The sequence below is a fragment of the Haloarchaeobius baliensis genome, from assembly GCF_052060055.1.
In the GTDB taxonomy this organism is placed as follows: Archaea; Halobacteriota; Halobacteria; order Halobacteriales; family Natrialbaceae; genus Haloarchaeobius; species Haloarchaeobius baliensis.
In genome coordinates, this window is record NZ_JBPPFR010000003.1 from 51,942 (window position 1) to 67,690 (window position 15,749).

Annotated in this window: 23 protein-coding genes; 11 read left to right on the plus strand and 12 right to left on the minus strand. The window is 68.4% G+C overall.

The window, feature by feature from the left end; genetic code table 11:
• The first annotated feature begins 13 nt into the window (after positions 1–13).
• The 6 genes from ACSG06_RS17135 to ACSG06_RS17160 all read left to right on the plus strand — a co-directional run bounded on the left by ACSG06_RS17135 (position 14) and on the right by ACSG06_RS17160 (position 2,092).
• The gene (locus tag ACSG06_RS17135) at positions 14–364 is read left to right on the plus strand and encodes a helix-turn-helix domain-containing protein (protein ID WP_440991507.1); all 351 of its coding nucleotides are present in this window, start codon (positions 14–16) and stop codon (positions 362–364) included.
• Positions 361–696, plus strand: a complete 336-nt coding sequence (locus ACSG06_RS17140) for a DUF7521 family protein (protein WP_440991508.1) — start codon at positions 361–363, stop codon at positions 694–696. The genes ACSG06_RS17135 and ACSG06_RS17140 overlap by 4 nt, the downstream gene beginning before the upstream one ends.
• A gap of 41 nt (positions 697–737) precedes the next feature.
• Positions 738–965, plus strand: coding sequence for a DUF7521 family protein (locus tag ACSG06_RS17145; protein WP_440991509.1), 228 nt, complete (start codon positions 738–740; stop codon positions 963–965).
• Positions 966–1,042: 77 nt separating this feature from the next.
• Positions 1,043–1,264 carry a hypothetical protein gene (locus tag ACSG06_RS17150; protein WP_440991510.1) on the plus strand — a complete coding sequence of 74 codons (222 nt, stop codon included), beginning with the start codon at positions 1,043–1,045 and terminating at the stop codon, positions 1,262–1,264.
• A gap of 136 nt (positions 1,265–1,400) precedes the next feature.
• Entirely contained in the window at positions 1,401–1,607 is a 207-nt protein-coding gene (locus ACSG06_RS17155) for a hypothetical protein (protein WP_440991511.1), read from the plus strand.
• Positions 1,604–2,092 (plus strand): ASCH domain-containing protein, encoded by a 489-nt coding sequence (locus ACSG06_RS17160; protein WP_440991512.1) that lies wholly within the window; start codon positions 1,604–1,606, stop codon positions 2,090–2,092. The genes ACSG06_RS17155 and ACSG06_RS17160 overlap by 4 nt, the downstream gene beginning before the upstream one ends.
• Here ACSG06_RS17160 and ACSG06_RS17165 read toward each other — a convergent pair.
• From ACSG06_RS17165 to ACSG06_RS17185, 5 genes are all read right to left on the minus strand, one after another.
• Positions 2,080–2,943 carry a CPBP family intramembrane glutamic endopeptidase gene (locus tag ACSG06_RS17165; RefSeq protein ID WP_440991513.1) on the minus strand — a complete coding sequence of 288 codons (864 nt, stop codon included), beginning with the start codon at positions 2,941–2,943 and terminating at the stop codon, positions 2,080–2,082. The two genes, ACSG06_RS17160 and ACSG06_RS17165, sit on opposite strands and share 13 nt — an antisense overlap.
• Before the next feature lie 80 nt (positions 2,944–3,023).
• Positions 3,024–3,731: a hypothetical protein gene (locus tag ACSG06_RS17170; RefSeq protein WP_440991514.1), complete on the minus strand. Its 708-nt coding sequence runs from the start codon at positions 3,729–3,731 to the stop codon at positions 3,024–3,026.
• The gene (locus ACSG06_RS17175) at positions 3,728–4,096 is read right to left on the minus strand and encodes an ArsR/SmtB family transcription factor (RefSeq protein WP_440991515.1); all 369 of its coding nucleotides are present in this window, start codon (positions 4,094–4,096) and stop codon (positions 3,728–3,730) included. Before ACSG06_RS17175 ends, ACSG06_RS17170 begins: the two co-directional genes overlap by 4 nt.
• Before the next feature lie 48 nt (positions 4,097–4,144).
• A complete protein-coding gene (locus ACSG06_RS17180) occupies positions 4,145–4,444 on the minus strand; it encodes a hypothetical protein (protein WP_440991516.1) in 300 nt (99 codons plus the stop codon).
• Between the two features lie 87 nt (positions 4,445–4,531).
• Positions 4,532–5,203 carry a hypothetical protein gene (locus tag ACSG06_RS17185; RefSeq protein ID WP_440991517.1) on the minus strand — a complete coding sequence of 224 codons (672 nt, stop codon included), beginning with the start codon at positions 5,201–5,203 and terminating at the stop codon, positions 4,532–4,534.
• 147 nt (positions 5,204–5,350) lie between these two features.
• Here ACSG06_RS17185 and ACSG06_RS17190 point away from each other — a divergent pair, with 147 nt between their 5' ends.
• The 4 genes from ACSG06_RS17190 to ACSG06_RS17205 all read left to right on the plus strand — a co-directional run bounded on the left by ACSG06_RS17190 (position 5,351) and on the right by ACSG06_RS17205 (position 9,458).
• The gene (locus tag ACSG06_RS17190) at positions 5,351–6,283 is read left to right on the plus strand and encodes a hypothetical protein (RefSeq protein ID WP_440991518.1); all 933 of its coding nucleotides are present in this window, start codon (positions 5,351–5,353) and stop codon (positions 6,281–6,283) included.
• Positions 6,284–6,452: 169 nt separating this feature from the next.
• Positions 6,453–7,343: an ABC transporter permease gene (locus ACSG06_RS17195; RefSeq protein ID WP_440991519.1), complete on the plus strand. Its 891-nt coding sequence runs from the start codon at positions 6,453–6,455 to the stop codon at positions 7,341–7,343.
• Positions 7,336–8,214, plus strand: coding sequence for an ABC transporter ATP-binding protein (locus ACSG06_RS17200; RefSeq protein ID WP_440991520.1), 879 nt, complete (start codon positions 7,336–7,338; stop codon positions 8,212–8,214). The genes ACSG06_RS17195 and ACSG06_RS17200 overlap by 8 nt, the downstream gene beginning before the upstream one ends.
• A 104-nt stretch (positions 8,215–8,318) precedes the next feature.
• The gene (locus ACSG06_RS17205; RefSeq protein WP_440991521.1) at positions 8,319–9,458 is read left to right on the plus strand and encodes an alpha/beta fold hydrolase; all 1,140 of its coding nucleotides are present in this window, start codon (positions 8,319–8,321) and stop codon (positions 9,456–9,458) included.
• 123 nt (positions 9,459–9,581) lie between these two features.
• On the opposite strand, the gene ACSG06_RS17210 is transcribed toward ACSG06_RS17205, so the two are convergent.
• Positions 9,582–10,442: an ABC transporter permease gene (locus ACSG06_RS17210; RefSeq protein WP_440991522.1), complete on the minus strand. Its 861-nt coding sequence runs from the start codon at positions 10,440–10,442 to the stop codon at positions 9,582–9,584.
• A complete protein-coding gene (locus ACSG06_RS17215) occupies positions 10,439–11,410 on the minus strand; it encodes an ABC transporter ATP-binding protein (protein ID WP_440991523.1) in 972 nt (323 codons plus the stop codon). Before ACSG06_RS17215 ends, ACSG06_RS17210 begins: the two co-directional genes overlap by 4 nt.
• A 294-nt stretch (positions 11,411–11,704) precedes the next feature.
• Here ACSG06_RS17215 and ACSG06_RS17220 point away from each other — a divergent pair, with 294 nt between their 5' ends.
• Positions 11,705–12,085 carry a hypothetical protein gene (locus ACSG06_RS17220; protein ID WP_440991524.1) on the plus strand — a complete coding sequence of 127 codons (381 nt, stop codon included), beginning with the start codon at positions 11,705–11,707 and terminating at the stop codon, positions 12,083–12,085.
• A gap of 87 nt (positions 12,086–12,172) precedes the next feature.
• Here the strand turns inward: ACSG06_RS17220 and ACSG06_RS17225 are convergent, their stop codons facing one another.
• The 5 genes from ACSG06_RS17225 to ACSG06_RS17245 all read right to left on the minus strand — a co-directional run bounded on the left by ACSG06_RS17225 (position 12,173) and on the right by ACSG06_RS17245 (position 15,718).
• Positions 12,173–12,958, minus strand: coding sequence for a hypothetical protein (locus tag ACSG06_RS17225; RefSeq protein ID WP_440991525.1), 786 nt, complete (start codon positions 12,956–12,958; stop codon positions 12,173–12,175).
• Positions 12,951–13,445: a hypothetical protein gene (locus ACSG06_RS17230; protein WP_440991526.1), complete on the minus strand. Its 495-nt coding sequence runs from the start codon at positions 13,443–13,445 to the stop codon at positions 12,951–12,953. Before ACSG06_RS17230 ends, ACSG06_RS17225 begins: the two co-directional genes overlap by 8 nt.
• A gap of 19 nt (positions 13,446–13,464) precedes the next feature.
• Positions 13,465–13,992 (minus strand): hypothetical protein, encoded by a 528-nt coding sequence (locus ACSG06_RS17235; RefSeq protein WP_440991527.1) that lies wholly within the window; start codon positions 13,990–13,992, stop codon positions 13,465–13,467.
• 89 nt (positions 13,993–14,081) lie between these two features.
• Positions 14,082–14,615 (minus strand): hypothetical protein, encoded by a 534-nt coding sequence (locus ACSG06_RS17240; RefSeq protein WP_440991528.1) that lies wholly within the window; start codon positions 14,613–14,615, stop codon positions 14,082–14,084.
• A 239-nt stretch (positions 14,616–14,854) separates the two neighbouring features.
• Entirely contained in the window at positions 14,855–15,718 is an 864-nt protein-coding gene (locus ACSG06_RS17245; RefSeq protein ID WP_440991529.1) for an RPA family protein, read from the minus strand.
• Between the last annotated feature and the right edge of the window lie 31 nt (positions 15,719–15,749).

Below are 15,749 nucleotides of genomic sequence, written 5' to 3' on the forward strand. Positions count from 1 at the left end.
CTCCCACCGCCTGATGGACGACGCCGACACGCTCGCGCCCGTCGCCGAAGTGCTGGCCGACCCGTACGCGAGATCCATCCTCGCGGCGGCGAGCGAGGAGCGCGTCGACGCGGCCACGCTGGCCGAGCGTCTTGACGCCGACCCCTCGACGATCTACCGGCGGCTAGAGACGCTGGCGGCCCACGACCTCGTGACGAGTCACCTCCAGCCCAGTTCGGACGGTCACCACTACCGCGTCTATCGGACCCGGCTCCGCCGGGTGACGGTCGACCTCGAGGACGGCGAGTACCGCGTCAGCGTGGAGCGCGAAGAAGCGACAGACCCGGCCGACCGACTGACCGACCTGTTCGAGGAGATACGATGATAGCACAGACCACCGCCGAGACGCTGTTCCTCCCGCCGTTCGTGACCGTCCTGCTGTTCCTGCTCACGGTGCCGCTGGGGTTGACGGTGGGCTACCTCGCCTTCCGCGGGCTCCGGCGGGGCCGACGCCGGGCGGCACGGGCGCTCGCGCTCGGCCTCGTCGTGTTGACCGCCGTCAACGCGCTGCTGGGTGTCTCCCTGAGCGTCGGCGAGACGACGCTCCTCGCACAGCGCGGACCGCTACTCCGCGTCGTCGTCCAGGGTCTCGGCCTGCTGTCGATCCTGTACGCCATCTACGTTCCCCAGGGCGGCGAGGGAGGTGGGGACCCGTGACCGCCGCTCTCGAGCCGCTGCTAGTCCCGGCGAGCCTTTTCGTGGCTGCCCTGAGCCTCCTCGTCGTCGCGCAGTGCTACCGCGGCTACGCCCGCAACGGGAGTCGACCGCTCCTGTTCCTCGGGCTCGGCGTCGCGCTGGTGACGTTCCCGTCGCTCCTGCTCTACCCGGTGTCCGTGGCGTTCGCCGTCCCGGCGTACGTCGACGTGGCCGTCCTCGCCCAACTGCTCGGCCTGCTGTCGCTGCTGTACGCGTTCACGCGGGCCTGAACTGGATCCCTGGCGCCGAGTTTCCGACCCGGAAACTCTGACTCGGGAAAGATACCCCCACACCCGAAGGTCGGGATATGTCACGGACAGATTGGCGACGATTCGCCTTCGTCGACCACCCCGTAGTGACGTTCAGCCTCCTCGACTTCGCCCTCACGTGGGGGCTGTGGACGCTCCTCTTCACGCTGAGCGACGGTCCCCCGCCCGGCCCGCTCGTCCTCTGGGTGGTCGTGGCCGCGCTCGTGCTCCGGTACGGTCACCGGACGCTGGCTGCGGGCGACGCGTGGACCGCGACCTGAACGGGCCGGGCGAGCACCGCGGAGGCGGCCGACTGACCGCACTCACCCCAACAGGTTGGGCGAACGCCAAACCCGCTCCCCACCGACCCACCGATATGACACACGGAACCGACGGCAGAACGGTCAAGGGGAGCGGATGAGCGGGGACAGCGTCTGGTCGCGTTCGCGACAACGGCTCGTGCACCTCGTCCTCGGGACGACGCTGGGTGTGTACCTCTACTCGCCGCTGGGGGATGTGGCGGCGTTCGAACTCGCGGTGCAGGTGCTGGTTTTCCCGGCGCTGGCGCTCTCCGGCCTGTTGCTGTGGAAGGGCCACCGCGTCCGGCATTGGCTGGGCCGATGAGCGGGGAGGGTCTGTCGACCGAGGGTGTCCCGCCCGACGCCCGGCGTCTGTTCGAGTCGTACCGCGAGACCCTCCCGCTCGAGGAGCGGCCGGACCTCGCTGGCGCGTTTTCGTTCGGCGACACGCCCGCGCTCGCCGACACGCTCGCTGATCTCGTCTACGTCGGCAAGAAGACGGCCACAGCAGAGGCAAAGTGGACGTTCGAGGCGGCGGGAGAGCCCCTACCGGAGCCAGGCGACCACTGGGTCGTCCTCGACAGCGGTGGAGAACCGCGGTGTGTAATCCGCACCGAGCGCGTCGAGGTGGTCCCGTTCGTCGACGTGACCGCCGACCACGCCGCCGCCGAGGGCGAGGGCGACGGCTCGCTGGCATCGTGGCGCCTGTCGCACGTCCGGTACTACCGGCGGACGCTCCCCGAGGGGCGGTCGTTCGACCGGGAGATGCCGGTCGTCTGCGAGCGGTTTCGGGTCGTCTACCGTGCCTGAGCGTCCCCCGTGGCCGGTTGACGTGAGTCGCCCGTCAGCTCCCGGCCCCACACGCCGATCACGACGAGCGCCACCGCGACGGTCAGGAGTGTCATCGCCTGTCCGTACCGGAGCTCGAGGAGTGGCGTGGTGAGCGTCCCCGAGACGAACGCTTCCGTCCCGTTGACCGTCGCGTGGAGGAGGACGGCGTGGAGTACGCTCCCCCGCGTGTGGTCGAACACCCACGTCAGCAACACCGAGAGCGCGAGGAGTCGTGGCAGGTACCATTCGAACGGGAGCGTCGTCCCAGCGTCGGTCAGGAGGAACACCGGCAGATGCCAGACAGCCCAGACGGCCCCGAGGAGGAGGCTAGCGCCGAGCGCGTCGAACCGGGCCTGCAGTCGCGGGAGGGCGTAGCCCCGCCAGCCCAGTTCCTCGGCGAGCGCCCCGCTACCGAGACTTGAGACGAGGAACAGGACAACGACGACGGGAAGCGGGAGGGTCCCGAGGTCACCACCGAACCGGCCGAGCGGTCCGGCTCCGGCGGTCAGATGGAGGTACCACCAGCCGAGGAGACCAAGGCCGACCGGCAGGAGCGCGGCGGCGTACCAGCGGAGGGGGACGCGGACCCGGACGAGTCGGGCGAGCAGTCGACGGACGCCGGCGAGGCCGTCGGCCCGCCACGTCAGCGCGAGCGCCGCGACGGTCGGCCCGAAGATGGAGGCGACCACGAGCGGCGTGGCCGACCCGACGGGGACGAGTCCGAGGACGACGGGGACGAACGCACCCCACGAGAGCAGGAACGTGAGGCCGAAGAACCGGGCGAGGGTGGCGGGCGGGGCGTCGTTGCGGGTCGGGTTGGGGAGCGTCATAGGTACCCGTCGAACGCTCGCCACCTCTCACCCACAGCCGCGTCACGGGGTGCGGAATCCGGCGGTACTGTTATGTACCGTCAGCCGCCGCGCTCCGAGAGCGTAACCAGCAGGAGCGCCTGTCCGAGGATGAGGAACCCGGCGTACCCGAGGGCCGCGTGTGCCGGGCCGCGGCCGAGGAGGACGAGCGCGGCGGGGTTGGGGGCGACGACGAGCGCGACGGTGCCGGCCGACAGCGCGAGCATCCGCGGGTCGGCCCGGCGGCGATAGGCGCGGGCGGCCTGCCCAGCCACGAACGTCCCGGCGGTGACGACGACGGCGAGCGTGCCGGCGGCCAGGGTTCCGGCCCCACCGACGAGCGCCATCGCCACCCCGACGGCCGTCCCGACCGCGAGGGCGAGCGCCACGACGACGAGGTCGGCGGAGGACCGCTCGGCCCACCGTCGCTCCGCCCCTGCCGGGCCGTACATCCCCCAGAGGACGGCCAGCAGTCCGACCCCCTGGACGACGCTGCCGGCGACGTATCGAAGACGGTCGGGGAGAAGGCCGACGTCAAGGAAAACGAAGGCGAGCGGAGCGGCCGCCACCAGCGAGATGCCGACGGCGAGCGCGCGAAGCGACGAGTCGGGGTCGGTCCGGGAGCGACGGACCACGCGGACGACGATGACGAGCCCGAGCAGCGCCGCGAGGCCGACGGCCAGCGTCGCGGCCAGCACCACCGGGGACGCGTCGCCGAGGCCGAGGCTCTGGAGCGGGGCGAGCGGCAGGGGGTGCGGTGTCGGTGTCATCGGAGTCGGTCGAAGAGGCCCTCAAGTCGGTCGACGGCGTCGTTCGGCGGGTCGGTACGGTCGACGGTCACCGAGAGGCCGTCGGAGTCGAGGTCGACGGTGACTCGGTCGAGCCGCGCGCGGTATCGCTCGAAGTGGTGGCCGCCGGGATCGAACTGGACGGTCGAGGTCACGAGTTCGGCGGCCTCGAGCCGCTCGAGCTGGCGGTAGACGGTCGTCCGGGAGGCGTCACACCGGGCCGCGAGTTCGTCGGCCGAGAGGGCCTCGCGGGCGGTGTAGACGAGTATCTCGCGGGCACACGGGTTGGCCAGCAGTTCGGCCACTCGCCCGAGGTCGTCCCGGTCGGCGTCACCACCCGGAGCCATTCGTGCGTCGTCTCGGCCGGCGGCGTGATAGCCGCTCGTGTTCGGGGGTCACTCCGCGACCGCCGTGGCGCGCGGCGGGTCCCGTCCCCACAGGTACGCCGCGAGGAGGAACAGGCCGAGCAGGCCACCGGTAAGGAGCGTCGCGCCAACGGCACCGGCCCAGAGCGTCGGTCGGGAGCGACCGGCCACCGCGGCGTCTCGGCGGACCCAGACGGCCACCAGCAGGCAGACTCCGACGTAGGCGCCGGCGAACAGGACGAGCACGAGGACGACCAGCCAGCCGGTGGCGGTGGTCGGCGGGAACGACGACTGGAGGGGGACGGACAGGGAGTGGAGCAGTTCGAGCATCACGGGTCATCAGAGGGGGGCAGGGGTCGTGACCCCCGAGTCACGGTCACGCCGGACGGAACTGGGCGATAGCTTCATACGGCAGTCTCAGGCGTCGTCGGCCGCGACCAGTCGCACGTCGTCGAAGAACCGCTGGACGGTGGTCTCCCAAACGACGTTCATCCCGACGGCGACCACCCCGGTCCCGGTGAACTCGACGGGGTACTCGTAGGTCTTCCAGCCAGCGTGGTCGCCGGTCTGCTCGCTCGTGTCGAAGTCGGCCTCCGAGAGGCCACCCTCCGGCATCGGCCCGGTGTAGACCGTGAGTTCGGCCAGGAGGTTGAACGTCGCCTCCTCGCTGTAGCAGTCCACCCGGAGCGTGTCCACGCCGCCGAACTCAACGCCCTGCCCGACCCAGACGGTGCCATCGTCGGCGCTGCCATCCACCTGCATCCGGACGCTCGTCGACCCGTCGCTGGCTTCCGCGGTGCTGGCTTCGACCGTCGAGGCGACCGGGTTCCCTGGGTCGTTGGGGTCCTCGGGGAGGTCACGGCCGACCGTCAACCCCGCGAGGCCGTCCTCGAACGAGGGGTTCGTGAGCCCCGGCCGCGGGGTCGGCGTGGGCGAGGCCGTCGGGGTGTCAGTGGGCGTCGTCGTGTCAGTGGGCGTCGCCGTCGGCGTGTCCGTCTCGCCCCCGTCGTCCGGGTCGGTCGCGTTACAGCCAGCCAGCGACGCGGTCGCCGCCGCGCCGAGTGCCACCAGGTACTGTCGTCTTCGCATACGCGACCCTCCGGGGGGCGGGACTGAGTACCTACTCGAGACACAAAGAGCCGTTTGAAGCGATGGAGATTCGCCACCGGTTTCGTCGAGTTGGCGGGTCTGCAACTCGTTCTGGGGGTCTTCGTCGTCGTTGGTCGGGGACTGAGTGTGAACCGAACCACACTCGTCCGTCGCCCGGCGCTCGTCGCGGCGGTGGGCTACGTCTGTCTGCATGTCGCCGTCGTCGTCGTCGGCGCCGTCGCCACGGGTGGCGACGCGGGCACGCTGGTCGCGGCCGGCTTCCCCTCGCTGGCGTACTACCTGCTGATAACCGCCTTCGGGGCGGTCCTCCTCACGGTCACGGTACCCTCGCTCCCCCGTGGGTGGTGGCTCGCGGGCGGCACGCTCGCGGCGACGCTCGTCGCCGTCCGGTACGCGTTCGGGACCGCCGCGGGCGTCCTCACGGTCGGGTCGCTGTTCGCGCTCGTCTTCCTGCCGTACCTCGTCGCCGCCGGCGTCGTCGTCCGACTGCTCGTGACTCGGGTCGGGGGTGAGCGATTGCGTGGGCTCCCCGGACACCCCCTGACGCGGCGGGGACTGTTCGTGGCCGGCGTGTTGCTCGTCGCGACCGTGGGCGGGTCGGTGCTGGCGGTGGCGACGGCGCCGGCCGCCGTGCCGCCGTCGGACTGGTCGGCCGACCGGCAACTCGAGTACCTCGAACGCACCGACCAGCGCGATCGGGAGACTGGCGCGGTGGCCGACCGGAGCCGCGACTACCGCCGGGCCGAACGGGTCCTCTCGCTGCTGGCGGCGGGGCAAGCGGACGACCCCGAGCAGTGGCTCGACGCGGCCGTCGTCCTCCAGCACGGCACCTGTCCCGAGCACTTCGAGGTGGCCCACAGGCTCGCGCTCGCGGCGAACGACTCGACCGCCGTCGAGGCCACGGACTGGGTCCACCTCACCTACGACCGCTGGCAGGTGTCGATGGGCCAGCCACAGCGCTACGGGACGCAGACCGGGACACGGCCGGTGGACGCGGAGTGTCACCCGCCGGTGCCGGCCGAGCTGGACCCAGCAGCACCGCTGGAGTCGGTGGCGTGAGCGAGTCCCCGAAAAGTTCATTGTGTAAAGCCCACTTTACGTAAAGCGAGCTTTACACCATGACGACGCCACCACCCTCGGCCCGCGCGCCGGAGCGGCCGACGCCCGGAACCGAACGGCTCCCGCTCGACGGGACCGAACCGACCACCGAGCCGCCGGAGGCGGGCAGATGAGCGACGGTGAGGTGGGCGTGACCGAATCCGGAGGTGGCACGGGGGCGTCCTGGACGGGTCCGGAGACGGACCGTGGTGCCGCGGCCGTCGCATGGCAGCGACAGGCCCGCGCGTTCGCCCTCCGGACGCTCCGGGAACTGTTCCGCAACCGGGCGGCGCTGGTCTGGGGGGTGGCCGCACCGGCGTTCTTCTTCCTCGTGTTCGGCGTCCTGCTGGGCGACCTGGGGGTGCAGCGTGGGGCGAACGCGGTGGTGTTCGGCGTGTTCGGCGCGTTCAGCGTCTCGCTCGTCATCTTCGCCACCGCGCTGAGTGCGGACCTGAAGGCCAAGCGCTACCGAAAACTCCGGTCGCTCCCCGTCTCGCCCGCGGCGGACGTGCTAGGGCGGTTCACGGGGGGGCTGGCGCTCGCGCTCGTCTCGTTCGTGCTCGTGCTCGCCCTCGGTGTCGCCCTCGACGGGACGCTCGCGATCCGCTCCGTCGTCTCGATACCCGTCGTCCTCGCTGCGCTCGTGCTGTTCTGCCTGCTCGCGATGGGGGCGGCCGTCCTCGTCGCCTCCGTCCTCGACGACGGCGAGTACGTCGTCGGCGTCACCAACATGTGCACGCTGGCGCTGTTCTTCCTGACCGGCTACAACGGGCTGCTGCCGGCGATGGCACCGGGACCGCTCGGCGACTTGGTGAACGTGCTTCCGAACTCGCTGGCGACGCGGCTGGCGGTCCACCACCTCGTCCCGGTCGGCTCAGGCACGGGGACGCCGCTTGTGCCGCCCGCGCTCCCGACCGGGGCCACGTCGGCCCTCCTCCTCGTCGGCTACGCCGTCGCCGGGGTCGTGCTGGGGGCGGTCGTGATGCGCCGTCGCATCTACGACGGCGAGGGGGGTGAGTGACGTGTCGAGCGACGCCACCCCGGCGGTCGAGGCGACCGACCTCGCCAAGTCGTTCGATGGAGACCCGGTGTTCGACGGGGTCGATCTCACGCTCCGACGCGGGGAGACGACCCTGCTGATGGGTCCGAACGGGGGCGGCAAGACCGTCCTGCTCTCGTGTCTCGCGGGCGGGCTGAAGCCGTCCGCGGGGTCGGTGTCGGTGTTCGGCGACCCACCCGCTGACGCCCGGTCGCGACTCGTGTTCATGTTGCAGGACGGCCTCGTGATAGACGAACTCTCGGGACGGGAGAACGCGGCGTTCTACGCGTCGCTCCACCCACGCGCGACCGACCGGTGGCGCGAGCTGGTCGACCGCCTCGGACTCGACGCGCTGGACCGCCGCGTGACGGACTACTCCGGTGGGATGCGGCAGAAGCTGGCACTGGCGCTGACGCTGTCGGTCGACGTGCCGCTCTACCTCCTGGACGAGCCGACGGCCGCACTCGACCCGACGACCGTCGAGCGGTTCCACGCGATGCTGGACGAGCTGGCCGACGCGGGGCGGACGGTCGTCGTCACCAGCCACTCGCCGCGCGACATCCGTGCGGCCGACCGACTCGTCTTCTTCGGGCCCGGGGGCGTGGTCGCCGACGGCGATCCGGTCGCGCTCCGTGAGTCGACGCCGCCGGTCGTCGTCGTCGACGACACCGTCCGTGACCCCCCGACGGGCGTGCTCCGCAGCGGGCGGTTGCTCGAGACCGACGCGGGTCGCCGCGGGTTCCTCGCGGCCGGCGCCGACCCGGATGTCGTCGCCGGCCGGAAGGACGTGCACGCCGTCGAGCCGCCCACGGCTGCGGACGTCTTCGACTACTATGTCCACCTCCAGTCGTGAGCGAACTGCAATCCCCTGCAGGAAACGGCTTAGGAGCGCCCGACTCACGGACCACCGTGAGCCCTCCCCGACACGCCCAGACACCCCCGCCGGAGGAATCGCCGATGAGTGACCGCGAACCACGCCGGTACAGCCGTCGCCGGCTGCTGCGTCTCGCCACACCGGCCGTGGCGCTCGGTCTCGCCGGGTGTGGCGGGACCGAGTCGACGCCGACACCGACCGGGACCAAGACCCTCACGCCGACACCGACCGGGACCAAGACCCTCACGCCGACACCGACCGGGACCAAGACCCTCACGCCGACACCGACCGCGACAGCCACGGCCACCGACACCGCGACGGAGACGCCGACCGAGACGGAGACCGAGACCCCCGAGGGCACGCCGACGGACGCCGAACTCCGCGAGGCGGCGCTCGGGTTCGTCGAGCGGCTGACCACCGGCGAGTACGAGACGGCCCGCGAGGTGTTCGCCCCGAGCGTCGCCGACCAAGTGAGCGCCGCCGCCCTCCAGAGCATCTGGGCCGACCTCCAGCGGGCCAACGGTGCGTACGTCGACGTGGAGGGCGCCGAGCGGACGACCGTCCAGTCGTTCGCGGCCATCGTCGTCACCGTCCAGTTCAGCCAGGCCCGACAGGGGCTCCGGCTGGTGTTCGACGACGACGGGTTGGTTGTCGGCTTCCAGATCGTCGCACCCGCGAGCGCAGAGTGGACGCCACCAGCGTACGTCGACCGGGAGGCGTTCGAGACGCGCGACGTCGGGATCCGCGGACCGGGGAACTGCGCGATTCCGGGTGAGCTCGCTACGCCGTCCGCCGAGGGTGGTGACGGACGCCCGTCGCTCGTCTTCCTCGGTGGCTCCGGCCCGACGGACCTGAACGGGACGGTCGGCCCGAACCAGCCGTACCGTGACCTCGCGTACGGGCTGGCGACGGCCGGGAACGCCGCACTCCGCTACACGAAGCGGACCGCTGCCTGCGAGGTCGATGCGGCGAGCCTGACGATCGACGACGAGTACACGGACGACGCCGTCGCCGCGGTCGAGACGCTCCGGTCGCTCGACGGTGCCGACCCGGACCGGACCGTCGTGGCGGGCCACAGCCTCGGGGCGATGCTCGCCCCCCGCGTTGCCGCTCGCCTCGACGGCGTGGCGGGCGTCGTGCTGCTCGCCCCGCCCGGACGGCCGCTCCACGAACTCGTCGTCGCGCAGACGCGCTACCTCGTCGAACTCGACGGGACCGTCTGAACGGGCGACTCATACGCGGTACGTAGGGCCATGCGAGAGACGCGCCCTCTATCCAGCACATGCTGACCCGACTACCCATCATCTGACAATAGCGGTGTGACCGATACAGAGGGCGCGAGCCGGTCACAGGTCGCTGCTACGGAACCGCCAGTAACCAATCAACGTCGGAATCACGACCCACAGCGCGAGGACAACCGCCGATGCGGAGGCTGAGAGGTGTACTGGGACCGGTCCTCCACCCAGTTGCTCCGCGGTAGTCGCGGCTGGCGGACGGATGGAGAATATCGACGCGTTTGTGGGGACGCCCAGCGCGGCCTCGACGAGCATCTGGTAGGCCATCGTCGGCGAGAGCCGTTCGACCAGCAGATACCAGGCTGGCACCTCGAGGCCCGGGATTGACCCGGTGACGGCGTAGTGGAGGCCACCGACGAGTGGCTGCCAGACCATCACGAGCAGGACGTACGCGCAGACGGCCAGCGCCAACGCCCGCCCCCGGGATCGAACTGCAGCCGAGATTCCCACCGCGAGGCCGCCGAACGCCACGCCCAAGCCGACCGTCGCGAAGGTGAAGCCCGCGTAGCGAGCGAGGGAGAAGCCACCGTACAGTACGGTGCCGACGACCCCTGCGGCGAGGAAACTAACCGCGATGGAGCCGGCGACGACCGCGGTGCGGCCGAGTACCTTCCCGGCGACCACGGCCAGCCTGGAGACTGGAAATCCGAGCAGGAGCTTCAGGTTACCCGAGCGGCGCTCGCCAACGACAGCCATGTAGCCCACGACGATGGCAGCCAGTGGAACCAGCAGGACTGCGGGGAGGGTGAGCGCGCCGACCGCCTCGATCGCCGTCGCCCCGTCGGCCCCGACGAGAGCGAACAGCGAGACGCCGAGTACAGAACACAGCGTGAACACGGCTGTCAACCCCCAGACCATCCGCGATCGACTCGTATCTCGGAGGTCCTTCCGGGCGAGGCCAGCGACGCTCATCCGCTCACCTCCTGGGAGTCGCTCTCGTCCGCGTCACCCGCTGCATCCTCGGCGGGCACGTTTTCCGCGGTGCCAACGATAGACGCGGTGAACAGGTCCTCCAGCGATGCGGCCTCGGTTTCGAAGTCGACCAGGCTGGCCTCCGAGTCGTGGATGGCAGAGAGGAGACTGAACTTCGCCGTTCCGTCCTCACACTCGGCGACCAGCCGGCCGTCCTCAGCCGCGACGGAGCCGACCCCATCGATACTCCCGAAGGGACTGGGGGCAGGGAGTGGATTAGCGTCGACCCACAGCCTCGCGGTCGCACCGAGGCGCTCGCGCAGACCGTCGACTGTGTCGACCGCCACCAACTGCCCTCGGTTCAGTATCGCGACGCGGTCGCAGACCGCCTCGACCTGATCGAGGTCGTGGCTGGAGAAGAACACCGTCGCACCGTGGTCGGCCTCCTCGCGGACGATTCGTCGGAGCGTCCGGACACCGTCGGGGTCGAGACCGGTCGACGGTTCGTCGAAGACGAGGAGGTCCGGATCACCGACCAGAGCCATCCCCAGCGCAAGGCGCTGGCTCATCCCCTTCGAGTAGCCGCCAGCCGGTCGGTCGGCGGCCTGGGCCACGCCGACCCGTCTGAGGACCGCGTCTGGGTCGTCGTCGGCGTCCTTCAGTTCGATAGCCGTCTCGATATGTTCCCGACCGGTCAGCCGGTCGTAGAGTGCGTAGCCGTCGGAGAGTACGCCGATTCGCTGGCGGACAGACTTCGACTCGCTCACGGCGTCGTGACCGAGGACAGTGAGACTGCCCGCGGTGGGGTACGCGTAGTTCAACAGCAGGTCGATAGTCGTCGACTTGCCCGCCCCGTTCGGACCGAGAAAGCCGAACACCTCTCCCTTGGACACCGAGAGGTTGAGGTCGTCGACGGCGACGGTATCGCCGTACGTCTTTCGCAGGGAACTGATGGATATCGCGTCCATGCTCGCTCCGCGACTTCCCAAGGGTTAGACGGCGGCCCACAGTCGCATCAGCGAGTACTGTGGAAAACGTATATGTATGAGAAGTTGAACCCGCGAGACGGTGGGGGTGACCATCATCATTGCCACCACCCGAGGCTGGTACATCGCGGGTCAACAGCTCGTCTTTCTTCTCGCCTACACGCTCGGCTTGGAGCTCGGTCGAAATTGGTGACAAATTTCAGTAACTGTGCTGGATAGAGGGTGCGTAGTCCCAAGCGGCAGAAGACTCATTACTGCGAATAGACGGTTTTCAGTATGGCGACCCGTCAGATGACCGCCGTCTTCTTGATACTGCTCGGGGTGTTGTCTGTCGGGTCGGTTATCGTAAATCCGCCGGGCGTCGGGCAAGGTGGCCCCGGGGTCGCCTATGCCGCGTTCATCGTAGCGGTGATGGCAGGCGGTGGGCTTCTCGCAATAGTAGTTGGACTTTACTCGTCGTACACAGGTCGTTACCGGCTCTCGACCGTGGTTTCTAGCGGATACGTGGCCGTTGGACTCGTGTACGGTGTGTATAGACTTCGGCTATTCCTCGAACTCCCTGCGACAGTATTCGCAGCCGTTGCCACTGGGTTCGTGATAGCGGTCATGTATGGCACCTTCCGGCTGACGCCCCTCGACGAGATACGAGCAGGGTAGTTTCTGACATCTTTAGCTTGCTGAATACACCCTCTATATTCAGCACGCCGGTTCTGTCTGTTCCTGGGCAAATTAGTATATCCGACATCACCGACTCGTCCACGGGAGTTCGTGGAGGTTGGTGAACAGGCGGATGGCCTCATCGAGGGCTTCATCCCCTCCGTCTTGTGCAGCGGCGTGGGCTTTCGCCGCGTCCAGGAGTGTCTCGAACGCCGGGCGGCGTTCATCGTCGATGACGAAGTCGTCGTAGTCGAGGAAGGCGCGCTTGCGGTACTGGAGGTCGTCGTAGCGCCAGTCCGACCAGAGGTCGGCGAGTTCGACGTCGTATTCCTGGCCGTTGTATTCGTCGCGGAGACGGACGAGTCCCCGGTCGGTATCGCAGGAGACGATACGCCGGACGTGGCCCGTGCCGTCGGTGATGAATACTCTGGAGTACGGAGCGACCTCAGCGATTCCGAGGTCGTCGGCCATCGTCTGGAAGTCGAGTTCGCCGGCTTCGGTGAGTGGATACGCGGCGCGACGGCCGAGTCGGTGATCGCTCATCCCGTTCCCGGCGATGTCGGCAGCCGCCTGCTCAAAGCATTCCTGACAGACGACGAAGTGGGTACGCCTCAAGCTGGCGTCGGTGTCTTCAGTGTCAGAATCGGAGTCAGAATCGGACTCGGAGGTGGGAGCGAGGTTGAGGTCGAGGCCGAGGTGTTTCGCGGCGGGCGTCGCTGGTCCGACGGCGACGTACTCGCGGAAGGAGAGGTCCTGGCCACAGACCTCACAGGAGTAGGTCGTGGTTCGCGGGTCGAACGCTGAGTCCTCGGCGCCCTCTATGGAGTGGTCAACAGCACGCTCGCTGGCGTCTGTACGGTCAGAGTTACTCATTGGATGCCTCGTTTTCTGCGGCGTTTTTGACCGGGATGGGGGGCTCGCCAACCCGCATGATGAAGGAGCCGTCGCTGGTCGTCACGACGTCGTCGGCGGGCGTCGGTTCGTCGTAGGCGTAGTACTCGAGGTCGGATTCGAGAAGCACGTGGTGGGTATCCGAGTCGTGGACGCGGAGTTGTCGTTCGTAGCCGTCGTCGACGTTGGGGCCGCCGAGGGCGAGGACGAACCACCCGGAGTCGGGTGAGCCACGCGTGGCATCGAGGACGCGATAGACGCGGCCGGTCTCTTCGTCCAGGAAGAAGACTGTCGGGGGATTTTCGGAGTCGATTTCGCGGGCTTTCGAGAGGGCGTAGAGAACGCATTCCTCGTCGAATCGCTCACGAAGGTCGGCGAACGTGTCTGGCGTATCGGTTGGATTTGAGTTCATGGCTGGATGGATGGATAGCTGGGTGGGATGACTGGCTGGCTGGTCGTGGAGATGCACAGTTACCGGCTTCGGGGTGTCACTCGGGTGGTGCGGAGGGGGATTCGAGGATTTCGTGGACGTCGGGGTCGTACTGAGCGTGGAAGGCGTCGAGTACGTCGCGCTGCCACCGTTCGTGGCCGGGATCGCCGAGCCGTTTGATGCCGAGGCCGTTCGAGCGCGCAAGCTGTTCGAGGTCAATACACTCTATCGAGGAGACGTCGCCGCCGTCACCGGCGGGGATGTCAGCAGCGTCTAGGAGTGGGGTCTCGACCCAGGCGTCGAAGCAGTTGTCGCTCGAGGACGTGACGACGAGGCCGTCGGTGGCCCCGGCGAACAGTTCGGTGGTGATTCGCCCGAGGTTCTGGTAGACGCCGGGCGGAATAACGAGGAGGTTGCGTTCGTGGTCGATGGTGGATTCGGCGCGTACCTGCCGGGGGTGGCCTTTGAGGAGCCACTGTTCGTCGGTGTTGAGCCAGGCACCACGGATGAGGCGCTGGATCGCAGCGTCGAGGTGGTCGTGCGTTCGGTACGTGAGGTGGCCGGAGAGACGGGCGTAGAACGTCATGAGAGAGTCTAGTAGTGGAGCCAGTCGAGTGTGAGTGGGATTCGAGAGCGTCCTCAAGGTCCGAGTTGCGGGCCGGGGGCGACGAGCACTCAGGCGAGTGAGACGTGGGTGATTTCGCCATCGGGGTCGACCATGTACTGGTAGCCGACGAGCGGGAAGCGACATTTCTCGTAGCCGGCGGTCTGGACGATGAACGGTTCGGTGAGGTATGCTGCAAGTTCGCGCAGGAAGTCCTCGGCGTGTTCGTGCTGGTAGTCGTACACGAGGTCCTCGGTTTCGGCGTCGATGAGGGCGTCGCGGTCGTCGTCGCTGAGGCCCTCGAGCTCGCCGTCGGCGTCGAGGTGGTCGCGGGCAGCGTCACGGACGGTCGGGCGGTGTGCTGGCCCGAAGGAAGCGTAGCCGTACAGGACGAGATACGGCGACGGCGTGTCGCCGATCTCGGTATCGCTATCCGTCTGCACGTCGGTGTCAACGTCTTGTTCGGGTTCGATGACGTCGGCGGTGAGGTCATCGAATGGGCCGGTTCCGAGGAGCCACTCGGTGAGGAAGGAGCGGAGTTCGTCGACGCGTTCGTTGTCGACGGTCGGTGCGTTCGAGGCGGTGCTGACTTGGAGTGTTGCCATTGGTGCTTCGGACGAGTGCCCTCCACCGATTCGAGGGAGACAAAGTGGGCGTGTTGGTGGAGCGGGGCGACTCAGGTTAAGGAGCATCGCTGTACGGAAAATCGGGCGTCGCGTGTGGAGTGTCACTCGCGTTCGATTCGGTTACTCGAACGCGGATGAGACGAGGGTGGGATGATTGCGTATCCCCCTGAGAGAGAACGACCGTGTTGGAGTGCTGTTGTGGAAGGTCTTGCGACGAATCACTCCTCAAGGCCGGCGTTGGCGACGGCCGAGGCGAGGGCCGCTTCGTCGATGGCCCCCTCTTTCGTCGGCCCCTCGGGGTCGGACTCGCTGTTGCTGTCGGTGTCGTGGTCGCCGTCATCGCTCTGGTCGGCGTCGTCGGTGTCGTACACGCGGGTGTAGCCGCCCTTGGTGTCGGCCTCGGCTTCGACCTCAACCTCGCCATCGGCGTCGTCGTAGCGGACGGCGTCCATCCCAACGTCTTCGCGAGCGTCGTTGAGGGCGTCGTGGTAGACTTCGAGCGAGAGGTTGTCCCCGTACTGTTCACGGCACATCGCGACGTAGGGGGTCGAGTCGGTGCCGTCCTCGCCTCCGTTCTCGAAGGCATCGAGGCGAGCGGCCGTCCGGTCGATGGTTTCGCGCACCCACTGGTTTCGGGTGGCTTCATCGACGCGGGTGATGGTCTCGGGCCGAAGAGAGACGTTCACGTTGCCGTCGTCGGTTTCGTACGTGCTGGGCTTGGCGGTGATAGCGACGTACGCGGGGGGTTCGAGGCCGTAGAGGAACGCGGCGGCGTCGGGCTGGTACTGACCGGCGTAGACGAACACCGTCCCCGTGGGATCGACGATTCGGGCCTGCCAATATTCGCTGTCCTTGCCAACGTCGTTGACTTCGGTGACGGTCCCGACGAGGAAGTAGCGGTTCGCAATCTCGCCGCTGGGGAGCAGCGCGAATTTCGGGGCGCGCTCCTCGTCACTCTCTTTGAAGACGTGGGTTGCCTCGTTGAGTTCGGCGGCGAAGGCGCGCTTTGCGACCTGTCGGCCCTGTCGCTGGGTGCTGTTGCTGTCGGTGCTGCTGTCGGCTGTGGATGCTGAGTTACTCATTAGTGTGAATTGGAGAGGGTAGTGGGCGGGG

Excerpts from the sequence above, each read along its gene's own strand:
- ACSG06_RS17195 (WP_440991519.1), top strand. The coding sequence starts at position 6,453 with ATGAGCGACGGTGAGGTGGGCGTGACCGAATCCGGAGGTGGCACGGGG.
- ACSG06_RS17180 (WP_440991516.1), bottom strand. The coding sequence starts at position 4,444 with ATGCTCGAACTGCTCCACTCCCTGTCCGTCCCCCTCCAGTCGTCGTTC.
- ACSG06_RS17210 (WP_440991522.1), bottom strand. The coding sequence starts at position 10,442 with ATGAGCGTCGCTGGCCTCGCCCGGAAGGACCTCCGAGATACGAGTCGA.
- ACSG06_RS17220 (WP_440991524.1), top strand. The coding sequence starts at position 11,705 with ATGGCGACCCGTCAGATGACCGCCGTCTTCTTGATACTGCTCGGGGTG.
- ACSG06_RS17205 (WP_440991521.1), top strand. The coding sequence starts at position 8,319 with ATGAGTGACCGCGAACCACGCCGGTACAGCCGTCGCCGGCTGCTGCGT.
- ACSG06_RS17135 (WP_440991507.1), top strand. The coding sequence starts at position 14 with ATGGACGACGCCGACACGCTCGCGCCCGTCGCCGAAGTGCTGGCCGAC.
- ACSG06_RS17155 (WP_440991511.1), top strand. The coding sequence starts at position 1,401 with ATGAGCGGGGACAGCGTCTGGTCGCGTTCGCGACAACGGCTCGTGCAC.
- ACSG06_RS17185 (WP_440991517.1), bottom strand. The coding sequence starts at position 5,203 with ATGCGAAGACGACAGTACCTGGTGGCACTCGGCGCGGCGGCGACCGCG.
- ACSG06_RS17245 (WP_440991529.1), bottom strand. The coding sequence starts at position 15,718 with ATGAGTAACTCAGCATCCACAGCCGACAGCAGCACCGACAGCAACAGC.
- ACSG06_RS17225 (WP_440991525.1), bottom strand. The coding sequence starts at position 12,958 with ATGAGTAACTCTGACCGTACAGACGCCAGCGAGCGTGCTGTTGACCAC.
- ACSG06_RS17150 (WP_440991510.1), top strand. The coding sequence starts at position 1,043 with ATGTCACGGACAGATTGGCGACGATTCGCCTTCGTCGACCACCCCGTA.
- ACSG06_RS17170 (WP_440991514.1), bottom strand. The coding sequence starts at position 3,731 with ATGACACCGACACCGCACCCCCTGCCGCTCGCCCCGCTCCAGAGCCTC.
- ACSG06_RS17235 (WP_440991527.1), bottom strand. The coding sequence starts at position 13,992 with ATGACGTTCTACGCCCGTCTCTCCGGCCACCTCACGTACCGAACGCAC.
- ACSG06_RS17240 (WP_440991528.1), bottom strand. The coding sequence starts at position 14,615 with ATGGCAACACTCCAAGTCAGCACCGCCTCGAACGCACCGACCGTCGAC.
- ACSG06_RS17175 (WP_440991515.1), bottom strand. The coding sequence starts at position 4,096 with ATGGCTCCGGGTGGTGACGCCGACCGGGACGACCTCGGGCGAGTGGCC.
- ACSG06_RS17165 (WP_440991513.1), bottom strand. The coding sequence starts at position 2,943 with ATGACGCTCCCCAACCCGACCCGCAACGACGCCCCGCCCGCCACCCTC.
- ACSG06_RS17160 (WP_440991512.1), top strand. The coding sequence starts at position 1,604 with ATGAGCGGGGAGGGTCTGTCGACCGAGGGTGTCCCGCCCGACGCCCGG.
- ACSG06_RS17140 (WP_440991508.1), top strand. The coding sequence starts at position 361 with ATGATAGCACAGACCACCGCCGAGACGCTGTTCCTCCCGCCGTTCGTG.
- ACSG06_RS17215 (WP_440991523.1), bottom strand. The coding sequence starts at position 11,410 with ATGGACGCGATATCCATCAGTTCCCTGCGAAAGACGTACGGCGATACC.